Source organism: Novosphingobium sp. fls2-241-R2A-195, assembly GCF_030209485.1.
Classification (GTDB): Bacteria; Pseudomonadota; Alphaproteobacteria; order Sphingomonadales; family Sphingomonadaceae; genus Novosphingobium; species Novosphingobium resinovorum.
The window spans coordinates 30,710-47,702 of record NZ_JARVRY010000013.1; the positions used below are offsets into that span (position 1 = coordinate 30,710).

The window sequence follows — 16,993 nt, forward strand, 5'->3', positions numbered from 1 at the left end:
TCAGTTCCCGATCTTGATGCCGTGACGCGCGGCCCACGCATCGGTTGCGGCCTTGCCCATCTGATTGACCACGGCTTGATACTGATCCCGCGTGAGAGCGGCAGGCAGGCCGTTGCCGCCTAGCTGCGGCGCAGGGGTGTTTTGTGTAGTCGGGGCTATGAGCGTGAGCTTTCCAACGGGGGCTGTTGGCGCCGCCCCTCCGCCCAGCGACGAGCGCGCCACTGGGTAGGTCAGCCCATCCGGACCCGCCTTGTAGATCGGATGCATCTGGTCGTAGATTGCCTTATCGGAATCCGACAAACTCTTGTACCAGTTGTAATCGTTGATGGTGTCGTTGTTGACCGGCTTGGGGTTTTCTCGCTCCCAGCGCTGTTTCCAAAGCCAGTCATCACGGTCGGACTGCCTGCGCGCAGCAGCTTCAGCTAAGGCTCGTTGATGCTGGCGATTGGCGGTTAGCATGGGAAGGAATGTCGCTTGACCACCTCCAGCCCGCGCCATTGCGTCACCAAGCGAGCCAAGCGTGAGCGCGAGGCCGTCCTTCCAGGTGAACTTTCCGCCGTCGAACCATGACTGTCTTTGCTGTGGTATAGCCGCTCCGTACGGGATCGCTTCGCCGGGCATTGAGTTGGGTGACAAGGTGCTCGGCTGGGACATGCCCAGCCGCCCAAACATCCCTGCTCGAGCAGGTGGGGGGCTAGTCGATTCAGGCGAGGGCATGGTCGCGACAGAACCATCGGCGTTCCAAGTGCCGCCGCCATAGCCGCCGATCACCCCAGGCAAGCCGATTGAGCGCAGAAGGTCAGGCGAAAGCGCGCCCATGCTGTTTTGGATGCCCTGCATCACGCAACTCCTCCCATTAACGGCATTGCGTCAGCCAGTTCTCGGGCGAGTAGCGCGGCCCGAGGACTGGTGGCCGCGCTTAGGCCGAGCAGCATCTTTTCGGCTTCAGGCACCCCGGCGTCTGCCAACCGGGAAGCGATGGCAAGCATCTCGGCATCAGCGTTATCGGCCGACGCCGCTTGGTTGGGGTGTTCGTGCGCGAAATCTGAGACACATCCGAGTGCGGCAAAGAGCAAACCCGCTTCGCCTTCACCCCCGATTGCCGCCGCGAGCCTGGCAAACGTCAGGCCCTCCATCAGGGCAAAGGGATCATCGTTCGTCCTGAACAGCGTGATCCCGGACACCGCCAGTTGGCGTAGGGCATCAACATCGCCCCGCGCAGCACGCGGGAGAAGGGCGTAATCAGCCGAGGCCTCGATTTCGTCGGGCCCGATCAATGGAGGTTGACCTTCTCACGCACCATCGCGCGCAGGTATTCGGAAAGGGAGCACCCGGCGCTTCGGGCACGTTCGCTAAGGGCCGCGACCACGGCCTCATTGGCGCGGAATGTGACGTGCACGTTCTGCATTATCGGCTCCACTGTCATCTCGACGTTGAGTGTTCCAACTGTAACACAGAGGGCCCGAAACTCAAGGATTTCGGCCATTTTGCCATCCTTCGCCGCTGTTCGGGGGCGTTCGGATTGTAAATTCTTTTGGGGCGTTGGGGTTGGCCGTCGTTGCGTCGGCCACGAAAAGTTGGGCCCCTTCACACGCCACGGACATTACGCCGGCGCCGACAGTATGACCGGCTGCTCGACGACGCCGGCGAGGGCGGAATGAGATACTACAGGGCGGCTGAAAGATTTTTCGGCTTGGCGGTAGAAGTTTATCGCGCTCGGACGGGCCGCTTTGGTAAAGTCAGCCCTTAACTAAGAGAAAGTGTTACTGAGTGCCATATTATGCAATTCGGATTAAAGGCCCGAACGAGGAAGCCGACGGAGACGAGATCAAAGAAACCTTCAGGGGACGTGAGGCCGATCATACCGGGTCTCGAAATTATGTCCTGGTGAAACATCACAAGCTGAAGGCGGCGGTGAAAGCGCGGGCAGAGGGGCTGGTGACCGAAGGCAGCACCGTTACGGTGAAGCGGGTGTCTAAAAAGACCTACGAGTGGCGCTCACACCAGTGATTCGTTCAACACCTTGGTGCTTTGCGGTGCCAAGGTGAGTCTATCAGTTATCGTCAACAGGCAGCGCGCAGTTGCTCCCAAGAGCCTTCTTGACCAGGCGGCGGATGGCCTCCGGTCGGGAGGGCTGGTCGGGCTGCTTTTTTGCCCAAGCGTCTGCCGCCTCAAGCACCTCATCAGGAAGTCGTACCACGGAAGTAGGGGCCTTAGATGGCCTCCCCCTCTTTTTTGTAACAGAAATTCCTTGACCGGTCATCGAGAATTACTGTAACGAATAATCAGGCCGGATGGAAGCGCCAACTTCCGCCCGGCCCTAACCGAAACCGATCACTTGGAGATCGATATGGCTAAAGCCCGAGTACCGGCGGATTCCGCCGATAGCAATGTCGTGCCTTTCCGGCAGCGGACCGGAATTCCGGCCTACGCGGCTGGCGTCGCACCTTTCGACCCTTTCAATCCCGCCCATGTCGAAGCATGGAACGCTCTCTTCCAATTAGGCTGGAGTGAGGCCAGGTTCCGCGACAAGGAACGTCGTGAGCGCGCCAACCACACCGGAATGGAGGTGGTGCGATGAACCGGCGCAAGCTGCTAATCGCCGCGATGGTGGCACCCATAGCGACAGCCTTCCTTCCTTCCAGCGCACGAGCCCATGCTGACGATGCCCGAATTCTTGCGGCATGGTCCGATCGAAGCTCGGCATATGATCGCTACCACAGCCTTGACCGCACGGTTGCCGAAGGGCCCCAAGGCGATGCCATTTGGGCTGAAATCGACCGCGCCGAGCAGACCATCTGCGATGCTGTTGCGATGACTCCTGAAGGAGCGGAAATCCAGCTATGGGTTGCATTCCACCACACCGTGGGCGGGACCGTAGCCGACGATGATGCCATCCGGCGTCGAGATCTCAATCACTTCCAGGCGCAGTCCGAAGATCTGGATTGGAACGAGCGGATGGCTGTCGCCGCGCTAACGTCGATCCGCAACCTAAGCGCCGTTAGCGAGGAGGCTCGGGCATGACCTTCCAGTTCAAACGCCATTCCAGCAGCGGTGACGTTGCCCAGGTAACCTATGAACTGCCGGCATTGCCCGCCGGTGTCAGCGGCGATCTTCACCGCGCGATCCAGCGCTATGGCGAGGCAGTCAAAGAGGGGCCGGACGGTGCCGACGATGAGGCTTTCCTGGCGGTAAAAGCCTTCGAAGCTCGGACCACCCAGGATGTGATCGCAAAGCTTTTGTACCAACTTCACCTCAACCATCGAGGATGGGACGGCGAAACCGACACGCTCGTGATTACCGAAAGTTCGGACGCTGACAGTGCCGCGATCGAATTTGCCGCCGTCGCGCTGGATGAGCTTTATCGTCAAATCCCACGGTGTTGGGAATCGGCGCGCAAAGCCTACCACGCTGCGGTGCTCGCCGAAAAAGAGTACGACGACCGAGCCTGGACCCCGGCTTACCACGTCTCGGAGGCTGGCGGCCCTCCAATCCCGGATGCAGTCAATTCCGAGTATGAGCGTCTGCAAGAAGTTCGCACGACCGCCGAAGACGTGCTGCTTACCGTCCCGGCGCCTTCCATCTCGGAATGGGCGATTAAATATCTGATCTGCTTCGACAACGGGCGCGAGTGCACCGGGGCGGTGGACCTTCTATGCTCCGAGGCCAAACGGCTGCTCGGCATTCGTGAGCGGGAGCAGGACGCGATAGATGACCTAGCGCTGCTTCAAGATGTCGCCGTCTGGCAAGCGAATGCGTCTGCCCCAATCGGCGGGGAGGCGTGACATGGCGACCCAACTCGCCTTCGACGCTCCGGCATGGATGGCCCGCTTTAAGGGGGCAGGCGGCGCCTACGTCCTCGCCGACGACCACCTCCACCTCTGGCCCGCACCCGGCACGCACAGTCACGCCGAACGCGCGGAGACGTTCGCCATGGTTGTCGGCCTCTCGAACGCCGATCGTCAGCAACTCGCCGAGCATCTCAGCTCGGCCAAGATGGTGGAGCGCTGAACATGGCGCTTCTGACCATCACCACGGCGGGACTGCGCCCGCTGCCGCTTGGCCTCCTGTCTCAGTCGATCCCGCTGCTTTCGCGAGGTGAACTTGAGGACGTGATCGAGCGTCTGATCGACGAACTGGACCACCGGGACGGCGACCACGATCTGGAGCCTGAGGAGGATGTCTGCCTCGCTGGCGACGATGGCTGCGCTCCCGTCTATCGCCATGGGCGGTTGTACTGGGGCGGCGATCGGGAGGAGGGGCTGTGAGTTTCCCTACTTCCTCCATCGGCGACCTACCCCAATCTCCAAGGATCAAATTGATGAACGTGAAACCCAGTCAGTGCCGCTCCTCGGGCGATGCGACAACCAAAGCAGTCCGTGACTTCATTCGAGCCGGTGGCCGTATCCTCACCACCCCTGACGGCGAACTTACCGAAGGCGGCGGGCTACCCCGCGCTTTCACGCATGGCTCTGCGGCTGAAGCAGACGAATACCTTCGCGCGGGACGGGCGTACCTTGTCGCACGGGCAACTCGCGGAGGTGACGCACGGATTATGAGGGCAGTTCGATGGCTAGGGCGGCGCACCGAAAACGGTTGGCTGAGCTTAGGGACATCGGGGGCCAGTACCCGAAAGCGAGGCTTCCACTGAACGAAACGCAGCATCTGCTGCCGATGGCGCCCTGGTCCCTGCCGGATCAGGGCGTCTCGGCGCGCGTACCGCAGGTTCACGACTTCGCGGCCAGCCTCGCCATGTCCAACGAGCAGGCCGACGCAGGCTGGTGGGTCGAACTGTACCGCAAGGCGTTCCCGACCATGATCTCCGCCGTCTCAGTGCGCGACGACGGCTGGGCGCAGCGCGGCGGTATCGATCGGGTCATCACCCTAGCCTGCGGACGGACGTACACCATCGACGAGAAGGTTCGCGCTGCCGACTGGCCCGACATCCTCCTGGAGCAGTGGAGCGACGAGGAGCGACGCAAGCCCGGCTGGGTGCAGAAGCCCTTGGCCTGCGACTTCATCGCCTACGCCTTCGCGCCGTCGCGCCGATGCTACCTCCTGCCGGTCGTGCTTCTCCAGCGGGCTTGGCGCCACAATGGGCGGCAGTGGATCGAGCGGTTCGGGCAGCGGCGAGCCCGGAATGTCGGGTATGTGAGCACCAGCGTGCCGGTGCCGCTGCCTGAGATGGCCCACGCGTTGTTGCAGGCGATGTTGGTGGAGTAACGTGCGGGGAACCGTTTTTACAAGCGATGGATCGAATTTAGTAGATAGGGAATTGAGAGCGGCGAGGAAGAGGGCTCGCGAGCAGATACCTGATGTTTTTCGCTGTAAGCTTCATGGAGGGTGATCCATTACGCATGCTCTAATCTTTGCGGGTTGCTACCACTTCGGACGATTGGCAATCGCCATAACTTTCGGCCGCATCGTCGTTGAGCGTGAAAATTATGGATTCAGCTACCATCTGATCGCTGCTGGCTTCGGTCTCGTCGCGATTGGGTCCTGTGATCCGCCATGACAACACATCTCGTCGGCCCGCAGGTGTACTGAAGGCGACGATCCGACAAAGACGATTTGCGGGCTCGTCCACCAGCGCTACGTGATCTCCCTCCACTTCGAGCAGCTTGACGTGACAAAATTCTCCACAATAGGCGCGGCCCGCGAGGTGATCGCATTTGGAGAAGTCATCGTCGCATATTGAACATACTTGTCGTTTCACAATCATGCCTGCGCTTAAAAATTGAACAGATGGAAAGAAGTGCTTTTCCATCTCTCTCAGCCTTTTGTATTTTCCTTCAACATAGCCAAATGAGCTATGAGCTCGTATCGCCGCAGAAAAAGATGACTGCGATCTGATCAAGGCGTCCCAAGCATCGTTAGGATGATCTCTTTTCAGAGAACGATAAACCCTTAGCTCAGATATTAGGCCGCTTACGATACACTTAAATCCGAGCAGTATATTGGCTGGATCTTCGGCTTTAGCGGCAGAGGCCGCCGCTCTAAAGCTTTCCAGCTCTTGCGACAGAATTTCAAGGTCATGAATGGCCGCAAGTTGAAGTTCACTGTCGCGACTCAGAACCAAGAGTGGCTCTACATCGTGCGTGCGTTCATTGAATTTCTCAATGATTTCGTGAAAACTAGTCGGTTGCATTAATTTTTGCCACCATATCTGCTATCGTCGAGAGGCCTGCAACATCTCCTTCGTAGGTGATTTTCTTGAAAGATTTATCCCCGTCTCGTTCTATGACAATTTCAGCCTTTACTTTTTTACTTGGGCTAAGTGTTTTGAACAGGCTTGCTACATGATCACGGATTGTATCTATAGCCAACGATATAAGGTCAGGATTGGTCTTTAATAGCTCAGCGGAAATAAATATGATGGGTGCCGCCCAATCATGGCTCTTATTATGAATATATCCCGGCTTTTGTCCGACAATATTATCGCCAATTAAGCTTGAGTCTATACCGTTAAATCGCAATATTTTCTGGATGCTAGTAAGCTCTCCGCGAAAAACAAACTGGCTTGTTGAAGCTGCTTCTTCAAAGTTGCTTGGGAGGAAGACTACAGTCGGGGTCAAATTGCAATTTAACGCGCTGACGCGTGCGCGTACATCAATGTAATCCGAAATTGTGATCATCCGCAGTCTCGCTCCATCTCAAACGTCACGTCATTGCCCTAGTTGGCCGTCGTCACTATTCACGTGACCTGTGAAAGGGGAAAGCCGAATTTTGATAATGGATTGACTTGGTGGCGACGGAAGGCGGCCGGCGAGTTTGTTCGCGAGGCTGCGTCTCAGCAGTTTGGGGAGGGGGTGCTTATGCAACAGGCCTAGCAGCCTCAACAGGCGCGGTGAGGGCGGTGAGGCACGATGCCGTTGCCTTCGTGCCGATCAAACGTCCTTCGGTATAAGCCGCCCGAGGTATGAGGTCTCGCCCTGTCTGCGCGCCTCCCAAGCGTTCGTCCGTTCGCGCGCATAGGCCTTCTGCACCCGGACCTTGCTGATGCCGTACCGCTCGGCAAGTTGGCCGAAGGTCGCCCCGTCGATAACAGCGACGTAGATCGCGGCGTTCCGTTCGCGCTCAGGGCTTAAATTTTCGGCAGTCATCGTCGTCCTCCAGTCGCTCAGGCGAATCAAACCCGAGCCCAACGCGGCTTTCTAATCGAAGCCGCTCCTCAAGGAGACTCCGCTCTTGTCGCTCAGCTATCGCTAATTCCCCGCCGCCGAAGCGATGGAGCGCTACTTCTACGAAATCGTCTCAACCGGCACCGTTGCCGGTCAGATGTCGGGTACCGATGCGGGAGCCGGGCTGGGGCCGGCTCCCTGCAAGATTCAGGCTACGTCCGGCTCGGGATTGGCAGGCGCCGGAGTGGGTGCGGTGCCAGGCGCAGCAACAGCGGGGGCGTACGGCGCTTCCGCTACGCCGCTGGCGGCCAACATACCGTTCAGCGAACCGCCGTTCATGCCCAGCTCGGTCATGAGGCTGTCGATCAGCGGACCGCCCACGCGATAGCGCATTGCGGCGGAGACAGCCGCGTCGGCGAGGTTCTCGTTCGCAGCAGGGCCGCCGCGCTCGCCGGTGGCGGCATCGCCGTGCAGGCCCCGGGCATCGAGGATGCTGATCCTGTCGATGTTTTCCATCGGCTTGCTGGCCGCTGCGATGATCGCGGGCAGGGCTTCCAGCACGGCCTTCCGGACGAGTAGCGCGGTCTGCGCTTCGTTGAGCAGGTTGGTCGCCTCGTTGATCGCAGCTTGGCCGGCGGCATCGACGGCGAAAGCGGCTTCGCGGCCCTGAGCACGGACCTTCTCGGCGTCGGCCTCGGCGGTAGCTTCGGTGCGCAGGGCGCTGGCGCGGGCTTCGGCGGCTTCCTTCTCGGCCGTGGCGGCGACAGTGATACCCACCGCCTCTTCCTGCGCGCGCTGGGTGGCGGCGATGACCGCTACGTTCTTATTTCGGTTGGCGATTTCGGTGGCCTTGGCCGTCGCCACGCTTTCCTCGGCCCGGACGGCGAGCGCGCGCGCCTCGTTGGCGGCGGCGGTCGCGGTCGATTCCTCCTCGGACTTCTGCGCGGTCTGCACCGCAGTAGTAATGCGGGCGATCTCGATGGTGCGGTCCCGCTCGATGGTGGCGGTCTGGATCGCGCCGTCGCGCGCGATCGTGGCGGTCTGGATGATCTTGTCCGCCTCGGTCTGGGCCACCGTCTGCGCCTGGCTTGCGGTGATCCGCGCGATCTCGGCAAGGCGCGTCTGCTCGGCTTCGGCGGTGGCAATCGCGGTCGCCTGCTCGGCACGGCGGGCGGAGAGCGTCTGCTCCTGCGTCAGCCGCGCCTGCTCGGCCGCCTGGGCGATCTCCAGCGATTGGTTGTTCGCCTCCAGGTTGCGCTGCTCGATCTCGACACGGTTGGTGGCGACGATGTCGTTGCGAATCTTCTTGCGTTCCTCGATCGTGCGAGTGAGCACGGTCAGGCCCTCAGCATCGAAGGCATTGTTTTCGTTGAAGTGTTCGAACGCAGTCTGGTCGAAATGCGTGATGCTGACCGATTCGAGTTGGAAGCCGTTCATATCCAGGTCGGTCATCAGCGCTTCCTGCACCTTCTGGATGAAGTCGGCGCGGTTGGCGTGCAGGTGCTCCATGGTCATCGTAGCGGCGACCGAGCGGAGAGCGGAGACCAGCTTTCCATCGAGCAGCGACTTCACCGCATCGGGGCTGTTCACCGAATCGCCCAGCGTCTGCGCGGCGGCGGCTATCGACTGGGCATCGGGCTTCACCTTGATGTGGAACAGGCCGATCACATCGACGCGCAGCTTGTCGAGTGTGATGAGCGCGTCCTTGTTGAGACGGGAGACTTCCAGCTTCACCGTGGTCAGGCGCACCTGCATCAGTTCGTGCAGCACCGGGATCACCATGATGCCGCCGTTTAGCACCACCTTTTCCCCGCCGAAACCGGTGCGGATCAGCGCCACGTCCTTGGTCGCGCGGCGATAGAGGCGCGTCAGGATGATGCCGATCACGATGAGCGCCAGCAGCACGATGCCGGCATAGATCAGGACGTTGAGTAGCGAATCAGGCACGTTGGACCCTTCCCCAGTTTGCTGCGCGACCGCCGTGCATCAGGGCAGTCGCAAGGACGCAGGCCGATCGGGCACTGCGAAGAAAACTTGCCCCTCGCGCCGGACCAGCAGTGCGGTCTCGCCCGAGGGGATGGCATCAGAATCGTCGTGCGGCTCCACCATCACGAAGTGGGCTTGGCCGTGGCGGTCCACTACCTTGGCGCGAGCCGGGGCACCGCGACGGGCGGTGCCTTCGAGGATAGTGCCGCGCTGCCGCAGCAGATCGTCGGTGGAGATCACCGTCGTCTCGAAACCCGGCAGGATGCGCGCCAGGCCGTTAGCGGCGAAGGTGTTGAGCGCGGCACCTGCAACGAGAGCGCCACCCGAGGCCCCCAGCCAGGGCAGCGGGGCGCCGCCGATCGCGGTCATGCCCTGTTGCAGCGCGATGCCGGCCAGCGTGAAGCAGCCGAGCAGCGAAGTGAGCCAGATCAGGATCGGCAACTCGCCGCCCAGGCCCAGCCAGCTGAGCATCCCGCCATCGCCGTCCCCGCTGAAATCGCCGTCGAGATCGAACTGGCCGAGGCCCAGCCCGATGGCTTCGATCAGGCCGATACCGATCATGAGCACGAAGGAGAACGCGAAAGGGAGGTAGGCTGGCGTCAGCATCTGAGACAACATCGCGCTCAGGCTATCATGAGGGAATGCGCCTGTCATGTTGAACAGGCAGGGAAAAGTGCGATCATCAGGAGGCGATGACAGCCTATTTCCATGTCATGACGATGAAGTTGTTGCGCAGAACGTGGTTTCCTCCGCGTCGAGGCTATTTCTTGCTAGCCGAGATCACGAGGACTTGGCGCTTGGCCGTTTAACGGTCCGCCCCGCATGGGGACGGCGTGCGGCGGTTGTGCCAGCGTTGGGCAGGTTTCCAGGCCGTAGTAGAGGGCTACCGATGCCAGCAGCACCAGCGCAAGGAAGGCGCTCGGTGCAACGATCATGCTTTCGGCATTGGCCCCTAGAGTAGCGATGGATGCGCTGGTTGTGTGCCGTCCGCACATTTGGCCTTGCAAGCTTTTAACTGGCCCGGGATGCTTCCGAGCGCATGGTCTTCGTCACCATCAGGAGGAGAGCCCAGATGAAGAACCAGTCGTTCCGGGAAATTACCGAAGACGACATCGCGGCAGCACTTCACGGAGCCTCTTTCGAAGGCTGGCCGGCCGACGAAAGCGAACTGCTCGAATTGGTCAACATCGTCATGGATAGCGCGCAGGCGGCAGAGCTTGGCCAGTTGATCGGCGCGGCCCATGAGCCTTATCGCTTCCTCGCACGGGTCAGGTAGGCGCGGCGATCCCCTGCAAGTCGCCGCGCCGTGCCCTCGCTAATGGCGATGCCGGTGGGAATGACTATGCACTTGTGCACATTGTGAGCCGGTATGCGGTGAGCCGAACAAGAGCGTTCGATTGCAGGCCAATTGCCCCCGGAGTCCTTGCCGGTCCGCGACGCCATATGGTTCAAGGTCGGTGCGCCCGCAGAGGGGCGGCCCTAAGGTGAAAGGTCAAACGACATGACGGAAGGCACTTCACTCTCCGAAACGGAACAGGCGCTCGTTCGGGCTACCGGCGGCGCGCTCCTGGTGATTGCCACTTTGCTACAGAGGGAAGGCCTGCTGTCCGTTGAGGAGTTGGCTGGCAAGCTGGGAATTTACGGCGCCATCAGTGCGGAGACCAGCAAGGAGGAAGGCCTTATGATCGGTTGCTGGGCCGGGATGCTGTCAGACATCGCGGGTGACCTCCCGAAGTTTCACAAGCACTGATTGCCTGTAGGTCCGCCAACGATGATCGCCTATGAGAAGCGGCTCTGGGTGTTGGCGGCGATGCTCGCGGCCTTGGCTGGCTTCGTTGATGCGATCGGGTTCATCAGCCTCGGCGGCTTTTTCGTATCGTTCATGAGCGGCAATTCCACGCGGGTGGCGGTCGGGCTCGTTCGGGACATCCCGGCGGCGTTCGTTGCAGGATCTCTGGTCCTGTCGTTCGTGTCCGGGGTGATCGCAGGTTCTTTCGTCGCTTCCCGCGCGGCTCGACATCGTAAGCCCGCCGTGCTGGCGCTCGTGACCGGGCTTCTTACCGCAGCCGCATCCTTGAGCGAAGTGACTTCCCACCTGCCGGTCGCGATGGTTCTGGCGGCGGCCATGGGCGCGGAGAATGCCGTCTTCCAACGTAACGGCGAAGTTTCGATCGGTGTGACCTACATGACCGGCGCGCTGGTCAAGCTGGGGCAGCATATCGCGTCGGCTTTCATGGGCGGCCCGAAGTGGAATTGGGCGCCCTATCTGATCTTGTGGGCATCGTTGGTCTGCGGGACTTCCTTGGGTGCCTTCGCCTTCATCCGGGCGGGTAACGTCGCGATCTGGGTGGCGGTGCTCGCAGCAGGATCGATGACCGCATATGCCGCAGTGGCGGGACCATCAAAGCGCTCCCCCTAGGGTTCGAGCCGCCTCAGCAAGGATCACTTGGTTGACAGCCTGTTAGCGAGTTGTGGAAAACTGCATCACTGTTGCCCAAAAGACTCGCTCTTGAGCGGCATCCACGGAATCATGTGACTGACATGAAGTGGGAGCCGAGTCGTTACCTCGGCCCCCTTCATTCCACCACGGTTTGCAGCCGCCGGTGGGCATGAGCGTACTCGCGCCGGACAAATTATCCGGTCGGCTCTGGAGGTCAAGGCGGTTGCGATAGTCTGTAAGGAATATCGTACTATGGCAAAACAGCCGCCCAACCACGGAAAGCCGTGGGGTTCGTCCGAAGTTAAGCAGCTTCAGCAGCTTGCATCTCAGAACACTCCCACCCGGGTTATCGGCCTGAAAATGGGGCGCTCTGAAAGCGCGGTTTACAGCGCAGCCTCTGAGGCAGGCGTATCGCTCAAACCGACGAATCAAAGCCCATATAGCCGTCGTAAACCTTAATTAGGAAACGGAGCGTGTGGCGGCAGTTTAATGCGGTCGCCACACGCACTCGGCGCAAGCTTTACTGATTCTGCAAATATTTGTTCTGCTTATTCTCGCTCTATCCAGCCCAAAACTTCAGAGGCGACATGACCGACGATCCGCTCGCTAGGTACGCCCCCCTCGACGACAATTTCCGTGATCAATTGGTTGCGATCGGAAAAGGCGCGGCAAGCCTCATTCCGCTGATTGGTGGCCCCCTGGCAGAGATCATCGGCGTCGCGGTTCCCAGGCAGCGGGCTGACCGCATTGCCGCGTACGTCAGGGAATTGGACACCCGCATTCAGAAGCTCGCGGAAGAGACGAGACAGGCTCTCGCCGGGAACGCTGCCAAGATCGACCTAATTGAAGAGGGCGGTTATCAAGCAGCGCGGGCAATGTCTGAGGAGCGCATCCTTCAGATCGCTAACGCCGTGGCAGGAGGCTTGGACGCCAACGACATTGACGTTCTGCGGCGCCGGCGGCTTCTCGTCATGCTTGGCGAACTTGATGACGATGAGGTGGCAATTTTGAACGCCTACGGGCGAACCTATGCTGGCGGCGACAGGCGCGCTTTCGCCGAGATCCAGATGCCGGGGCGGGCGCATCTTGGCTCGCCACCAGAGGCCCACGAACAGCAACGGCTTTATGAGGCAGGTAAGGCTCACCTGTTACGCCTAGACCTGCTGAAACGAAATTACGGTAACGTGAAGAAGGGGGAGCTACCGGAATTTGAATCCCGGATCGGCGACTTCAAGCATCGAGTGGAGATCGCTCCTCTCGGCCGACTACTTCTGAAGGAGATCGGGCTAGCGACGCCGTTCGACGAGGCGCGAGAGTCGAGGCGCTCTACGGAAGCTTAGCGTAGCGTGTCCATTGGCCCGCGCCTCGGAGGCCTCATGTGCTCCGTCACAGCTTGATCTGCTTTGAGGCCTAGCGCGACTTACTTCGCCCTAGGCCTGCCCCGGGTTTTCGGCAGGGCTTTGTCCTGCTCCCTCAAGGTGGCGATGGCACGATCTGCCTCTAAACGCCGCTCGGCTTTCCGCTTCTCATCGTAAATCTTGTATTGCTGCTCGGCATGACGATCCGCATCCGACTTTGATACGTGGCCGCCACTCGTTAGCACCACGCGCCCAAGATTTTTCAAGTTCTGATCCAAGAGCTTTTGGGCATCATTCATCATCACGAGCCGCCCGATTTCCGCTTGGTCCTCGAAAATGTCGAGCAGGATGTTGGTCAGCCGGTTAAGTTCCTTAACCTCGGGGTCGCCAAAATAATTCTTGGAGACTGTGACATCGTTCTTCCGAATGTTGTCGTTCGGCCAGCTCCGCAAGCCCATGTGCGGCTGCTCTGCATCGGCTCGGTCGCGTATCAGCTCAGCCGGCGTCATTGAAGTGACCGCGTAGACGATCTTGGCCTGGGTGTTCTTGTAAAACTCCCGCCACCTCTCGGAATCGCCGTCATAGTCCTGACACATCGCGCAGATGCGGCGAAGTTCACGGTAAACGTTCGCTTCATCCGATCGGATGTCGCGGATGATTTCTCGCAGTTCAGCAAGCCGATCGGAATTTTCCGGCTGCTTGAGCCTCACCGAGTCAATGACAAACCCTTTAACCGCAAACTGGACCAGCTTTTCAGTGGCCCAACGCCGGAACAGGGTCCCCTGCTTTGTGGAAACCCGATAGCCAATTGCTATGATAGCATCCAAATTATGGATGAACGTCCGGCGGCTTACCTCGCGTTCACCCTCGATTCGAACCTGCAAGATTTCCTTGCAGGTTGCCTCTCTGTCCAGTTCACCTTCGTCGTAGATGTTGTTGACGTGGCTGTTTACCGCTTGCCGTGAAACCCCGAAAAGCTCCGAAATCTGCGCCTGCGTCATCCATAAGGTCTCGCCCTCATAACGGATGTCGAGGCGCAGCCCCTTATCCGTGCTGTAAACGAGAAAGCGGTCTCCAGTGGACTCGTCCTCTTGGAGAACCACCGGTTCCGAATCGGTCATCATCTGCTCCACGATCTAGAACAAATAGTGATCCTTGGACTCGTAACGCGAGTCCACCGACGGCTACCGATTATACACAGCGCTGGGTGGGGTATCCGCCCCAATTCATATCTGGGGGGCTATCCCATGACACCATCACTTCGACCCAAGCGCCCGCTAGCCGGCTGACACCAGCGCATAGCTAAAACCAAATGTGGGGAGAAGTGTGGGAACGCTGTCTGAGTGCATTCCAAATTCCCATTCAATCTCAACGCGATAGCGGAGATACAATGGTGCACCCGACAGGATTCGAACCTGTGGCCTCTGCCTTCGGAGGGCAGCGCTCTATCCAGCTGAGCTACGGGTGCAGTGCCAGCGCGGTTAGCAGACGCAAGCGGGGCTTGCCAGCGCCAAATGCGATGACTTGTCAGTTCTCGATATGTTCCTATGATGGCGATCATGGCCGAAGCTGATTCGCTCTCCCTCGCCCCTTCGCATGGGCATACCGCCGTGGACGTGGCTCGCGGGATCGCCCGGCTGTTCGCCCGCAACGGCATCTGGTGCATGCCGGAAATGCCGCTGCGCTGCGGACGGCGGGCCGATCTCATGGGGATCGACGCCAAGGGGCACGTCATCATCGTCGAGATCAAGGTGGCGCGCGCGGACCTGCTCGGCGACGGCAAGTGGACCGACTATCTCGACTACTGCGACCGGTTCTACTGGGGGCTCTCTCCTTTGCTGGACCGCAGCCCGCTGGAGAGCGAGGCGTTCCTGCCCGACAGTTGCGGGGTGATCGTGGCCGATGGCTACGACGCGGAAATCCTGCGCCCCGCTCCCCTGCGCCAGCTTGCCGCCGCCCGGCGCAAGGTGGAGACCGAGCGGCTGGCGCGTGCCTCGCTGCGGCGGCTGGTGACGCTGGGCGATCCACATACGCTGCAGTGGGGGAATGAAGGTGGTTGAGGCCGAAGCTAAGCTGGAACAAAACTTGCCCTTGGCACGTCATTGCGAGCGCAGCGAAGCAATCCAGGGCGGCTCTACACTGCCCTGGATTGCTTCGCTGCGCTCGCAATGACGAAGAGGGCTCAACTGCACCGCCTCGATTTTCGCAGCGAGTGGGCACTTCTGCAACTTATCCGCAATTTTCTTGCGCTTTGCCGTAATTCACACTAAGTGACCCGCCAGCAACCGGCGTGCGGGGTCCGCCCCGCCGCAATCCGAGAGCAGCGTGAGGTCGCGGCATCCAGCCAAGACCGGCCCGGACTGGCGGTTGCGACCAACTAGCTTCCTTCCTCACGCAGGGTCGCCGCAACGACACCTCGCTGTGCGCGCGCCTTTTTTTCAAAAGCCTTGCGCGCCCCGCACTTTTGAAAGTGACGCATGTCCTATTTCTCCGAACTTGGCCTCGCCGAGCCGATCCTCCGCGCGCTCGCCGTCAAGGGTTACACCGATCCCTCGCCTATCCAGCGCAAGGCGATCCCCTCGCTGCTCGAAGGCCGTGACCTCCTCGGCATAGCGCAGACCGGCACCGGCAAGACCGCCGCGTTCTCGCTGCCTTCGCTCCACCGCCTCGCGCAGGACCCCAAGCCGCGCCAGAACGCCGGCTGCCGCATGCTGGTGCTCTCGCCCACCCGCGAACTCGCCGCGCAGATCGCCGAGAACATGCGCGGCTACGCGAAGTTCCTGAACCTGACGGTCCAGTGCATCTTCGGCGGCGTGCCCGTGGGCAAGCAGGCCCGCGCGCTGGAGCGCGGCGTCGACATCCTCGTCGCCACCCCCGGCCGCCTACTCGACCTGATCGACCAGCGCGCGCTGACGCTGCGCCACGTCGAGATCTTCGTCCTCGACGAAGCCGACCAGATGATGGACCTGGGCTTCATCGTCCCGCTCAAGCGCGTCGCCGCGCTGCTGCCCAAGACGCGCCAGAGCCTGTTCTTCTCGGCCACCATGCCGCAGGCGATCGCCGACCTCGGCCGCCAGTTCATCAACGACCCGGTCAAGGTCGAAGTGGCGCCGCAGTCGACCACCGCCGAGCGCGTCGAACAGTTCGCCACCCACATCAACCAGGCCGAGAAGCAGGCGCTGCTGACCCTCTCGCTGCGCGCGGGCCTTGCGCCTGACGCCGAGGAGAAGGCATCGCACGGCGCCATCGACCGCGCTCTGGTGTTCACCCGCACCAAGCACGGCGCCGACCGCGTCGTGCGCCACCTCGTCGCCGCCGGCATCCCGGCCGCCGCGATCCACGGCAACAAGAGCCAGGCCCAGCGCACCGCCGCCCTCGGCGGCTTCCGCCAGGGCACCGTGCGCGTCCTCGTCGCCACCGACATCGCCGCGCGCGGCATCGACGTCTCGGGCGTTTCGCACGTCTATAACTTCGAGATCCCGAACGTCGCGGAACAGTATGTCCACCGCATCGGCCGCACCGCGCGCGCCGGCGCCACCGGCGTCGCGATCAGCTATGTCGCGCCGGACGAAAAGCCATACATCCGCGACATCGAGCGCCTGACCCGCGTGAAGCTCGACCCGCTGGCGCTGCCGGAAGACTTCCAGAACCAGGCCGCACGCCTGCCCGCACCCTCGCGCAAGGTGGAGCAGCCGCAGGGCGAGCGCCGCCAGGGCGGCGGCGGACAGCGCGGCGGCAACGGCGGCGGCCGTGGCGGCCAGCCGCGCCGCGATGGCCAGCGCAGTGACCGTCCGCAAGGCGAGCGTCGTGAAGGCGGCGAAGGCGAAGGCGAGCGCAAGCGTCGCTTCCGTCCGCGCGGCCCCAAGGGGCTGGGCGCGCACAAGGGTGCGGTGAAGCGCGCAGGGTAAGATGAAATAAAGGGAATCTGGGGCCATTGCCCCAGACCCCGTTACTGTCGTCGTTGTTCGCGCAGCTACCTAGCGCGCTCCCTGCAATGGGCAGCACCGCGAAGCTGCGCGCGTGACCACGGCAGTATGGGGGTCTGGGGCCTTTGGCCCCGGGTTTCCTCTTTTTATCTTCCCCTTCCC

At 61.1% G+C, this 16,993-nt stretch carries 22 protein-coding genes and 1 tRNA gene; 13 read left to right on the forward strand and 10 right to left on the reverse strand.

Features of this window, described 5'->3' with window-relative positions; genetic code table 11:
• Genes QRN25_RS10965 through QRN25_RS10975 form a run of 3 tightly spaced genes read right to left on the reverse strand, consistent with a single transcriptional unit; the run spans position 1 to position 1,486 of the window.
• Entirely contained in the window at positions 1 to 840 is an 840-nt protein-coding gene (locus tag QRN25_RS10965) for a hypothetical protein (RefSeq protein ID WP_285019572.1), read from the reverse strand.
• Complete coding sequence (locus tag QRN25_RS10970; RefSeq protein WP_285019574.1) at positions 840 to 1,277, reverse strand: hypothetical protein; 438 nt, start codon at positions 1,275 to 1,277, stop codon at positions 840 to 842. The genes QRN25_RS10965 and QRN25_RS10970 overlap by 1 nt, the downstream gene beginning before the upstream one ends.
• Positions 1,274 to 1,486 (reverse strand): plasmid mobilization protein, encoded by a 213-nt coding sequence (locus tag QRN25_RS10975; protein ID WP_285019575.1) that lies wholly within the window; start codon positions 1,484 to 1,486, stop codon positions 1,274 to 1,276. The genes QRN25_RS10970 and QRN25_RS10975 overlap by 4 nt, the downstream gene beginning before the upstream one ends.
• Positions 1,487 to 1,770: 284 nt before the next feature.
• On the opposite strand from QRN25_RS10975, the gene QRN25_RS10980 reads away from it, so the two are divergent.
• The 7 genes from QRN25_RS10980 (at position 1,771) to QRN25_RS11010 (ending at position 5,223) form a co-directional block, all read left to right on the forward strand.
• Positions 1,771 to 2,010, forward strand: coding sequence for a hypothetical protein (locus QRN25_RS10980; protein ID WP_285019576.1), 240 nt, complete (start codon positions 1,771 to 1,773; stop codon positions 2,008 to 2,010).
• A gap of 328 nt (positions 2,011 to 2,338) precedes the next feature.
• Positions 2,339 to 2,581 carry a hypothetical protein gene (locus QRN25_RS10985; RefSeq protein WP_285019577.1) on the forward strand — a complete coding sequence of 81 codons (243 nt, stop codon included), beginning with the start codon at positions 2,339 to 2,341 and terminating at the stop codon, positions 2,579 to 2,581.
• Positions 2,578 to 3,024, forward strand: coding sequence for a hypothetical protein (locus tag QRN25_RS10990; RefSeq protein ID WP_285019578.1), 447 nt, complete (start codon positions 2,578 to 2,580; stop codon positions 3,022 to 3,024). Before QRN25_RS10985 ends, QRN25_RS10990 begins: the two co-directional genes overlap by 4 nt.
• A complete protein-coding gene (locus QRN25_RS10995; RefSeq protein ID WP_285019579.1) occupies positions 3,021 to 3,785 on the forward strand; it encodes a hypothetical protein in 765 nt (254 codons plus the stop codon). Before QRN25_RS10990 ends, QRN25_RS10995 begins: the two co-directional genes overlap by 4 nt.
• Position 3,786: 1 nt before the next feature.
• Positions 3,787 to 4,011 (forward strand): hypothetical protein, encoded by a 225-nt coding sequence (locus QRN25_RS11000; RefSeq protein WP_285019580.1) that lies wholly within the window; start codon positions 3,787 to 3,789, stop codon positions 4,009 to 4,011.
• Positions 4,012 to 4,013: 2 nt separating this feature from the next.
• Positions 4,014 to 4,268 carry a hypothetical protein gene (locus QRN25_RS11005; protein ID WP_285019582.1) on the forward strand — a complete coding sequence of 85 codons (255 nt, stop codon included), beginning with the start codon at positions 4,014 to 4,016 and terminating at the stop codon, positions 4,266 to 4,268.
• 406 nt (positions 4,269 to 4,674) lie between these two features.
• Positions 4,675 to 5,223, forward strand: coding sequence for a hypothetical protein (locus QRN25_RS11010; protein WP_285019583.1), 549 nt, complete (start codon positions 4,675 to 4,677; stop codon positions 5,221 to 5,223).
• A gap of 139 nt (positions 5,224 to 5,362) precedes the next feature.
• Here QRN25_RS11010 and QRN25_RS11015 read toward each other — a convergent pair whose 3' ends face one another.
• From QRN25_RS11015 to QRN25_RS11035, 5 genes are all read right to left on the reverse strand, one after another.
• A complete protein-coding gene (locus QRN25_RS11015; RefSeq protein WP_285019584.1) occupies positions 5,363 to 6,148 on the reverse strand; it encodes a hypothetical protein in 786 nt (261 codons plus the stop codon).
• On the reverse strand, positions 6,135 to 6,635 hold the full coding sequence (locus tag QRN25_RS11020; protein WP_285019585.1) for a hypothetical protein: 501 nt from the start codon (positions 6,633 to 6,635) through the stop codon (positions 6,135 to 6,137). The genes QRN25_RS11015 and QRN25_RS11020 overlap by 14 nt, the downstream gene beginning before the upstream one ends.
• A 252-nt stretch (positions 6,636 to 6,887) precedes the next feature.
• Positions 6,888 to 7,103 carry a hypothetical protein gene (locus QRN25_RS11025; RefSeq protein ID WP_285019586.1) on the reverse strand — a complete coding sequence of 72 codons (216 nt, stop codon included), beginning with the start codon at positions 7,101 to 7,103 and terminating at the stop codon, positions 6,888 to 6,890.
• A 225-nt stretch (positions 7,104 to 7,328) separates the two neighbouring features.
• Positions 7,329 to 9,068, reverse strand: coding sequence for a flotillin family protein (locus QRN25_RS11030; protein ID WP_285019588.1), 1,740 nt, complete (start codon positions 9,066 to 9,068; stop codon positions 7,329 to 7,331).
• Between the two features lie 39 nt (positions 9,069 to 9,107).
• Positions 9,108 to 9,725 (reverse strand): OB-fold-containig protein, encoded by a 618-nt coding sequence (locus tag QRN25_RS11035; protein WP_285019589.1) that lies wholly within the window; start codon positions 9,723 to 9,725, stop codon positions 9,108 to 9,110.
• A 421-nt stretch (positions 9,726 to 10,146) separates the two neighbouring features.
• Between QRN25_RS11035 and QRN25_RS11040 the strand changes: the two genes are divergently transcribed.
• From QRN25_RS11040 to QRN25_RS11055, 4 genes are all read left to right on the forward strand, one after another.
• Positions 10,147 to 10,383: a hypothetical protein gene (locus QRN25_RS11040; RefSeq protein WP_285019590.1), complete on the forward strand. Its 237-nt coding sequence runs from the start codon at positions 10,147 to 10,149 to the stop codon at positions 10,381 to 10,383.
• A 225-nt stretch (positions 10,384 to 10,608) separates the two neighbouring features.
• The gene (locus QRN25_RS11045) at positions 10,609 to 10,857 is read left to right on the forward strand and encodes a hypothetical protein (RefSeq protein ID WP_285019592.1); all 249 of its coding nucleotides are present in this window, start codon (positions 10,609 to 10,611) and stop codon (positions 10,855 to 10,857) included.
• Positions 10,858 to 10,878: 21 nt separating this feature from the next.
• Positions 10,879 to 11,526, forward strand: a complete 648-nt coding sequence (locus QRN25_RS11050) for a YoaK family protein (protein WP_285019593.1) — start codon at positions 10,879 to 10,881, stop codon at positions 11,524 to 11,526.
• A gap of 608 nt (positions 11,527 to 12,134) precedes the next feature.
• Positions 12,135 to 12,887: a hypothetical protein gene (locus QRN25_RS11055; RefSeq protein WP_285019594.1), complete on the forward strand. Its 753-nt coding sequence runs from the start codon at positions 12,135 to 12,137 to the stop codon at positions 12,885 to 12,887.
• A gap of 80 nt (positions 12,888 to 12,967) precedes the next feature.
• Here QRN25_RS11055 and rhuM read toward each other — a convergent pair whose 3' ends face one another.
• Positions 12,968 to 14,026 (reverse strand): RhuM family protein, encoded by a 1,059-nt coding sequence (rhuM, locus tag QRN25_RS11060; RefSeq protein WP_285019596.1) that lies wholly within the window; start codon positions 14,024 to 14,026, stop codon positions 12,968 to 12,970.
• Between the two features lie 270 nt (positions 14,027 to 14,296).
• A tRNA-Arg gene (locus QRN25_RS11065) sits at positions 14,297 to 14,373 on the reverse strand.
• A 91-nt stretch (positions 14,374 to 14,464) separates the two neighbouring features.
• Here QRN25_RS11065 and QRN25_RS11070 point away from each other — a divergent pair.
• Together QRN25_RS11070 and QRN25_RS11075 are read left to right on the forward strand one after the other, a co-directional pair.
• Positions 14,465 to 14,965, forward strand: coding sequence for an MmcB family DNA repair protein (locus tag QRN25_RS11070; RefSeq protein ID WP_271182653.1), 501 nt, complete (start codon positions 14,465 to 14,467; stop codon positions 14,963 to 14,965).
• Between the two features lie 417 nt (positions 14,966 to 15,382).
• Positions 15,383 to 16,813, forward strand: a complete 1,431-nt coding sequence (locus tag QRN25_RS11075; RefSeq protein ID WP_271182652.1) for a DEAD/DEAH box helicase — start codon at positions 15,383 to 15,385, stop codon at positions 16,811 to 16,813.
• The last annotated feature ends 180 nt before the right edge of the window (positions 16,814 to 16,993 follow it).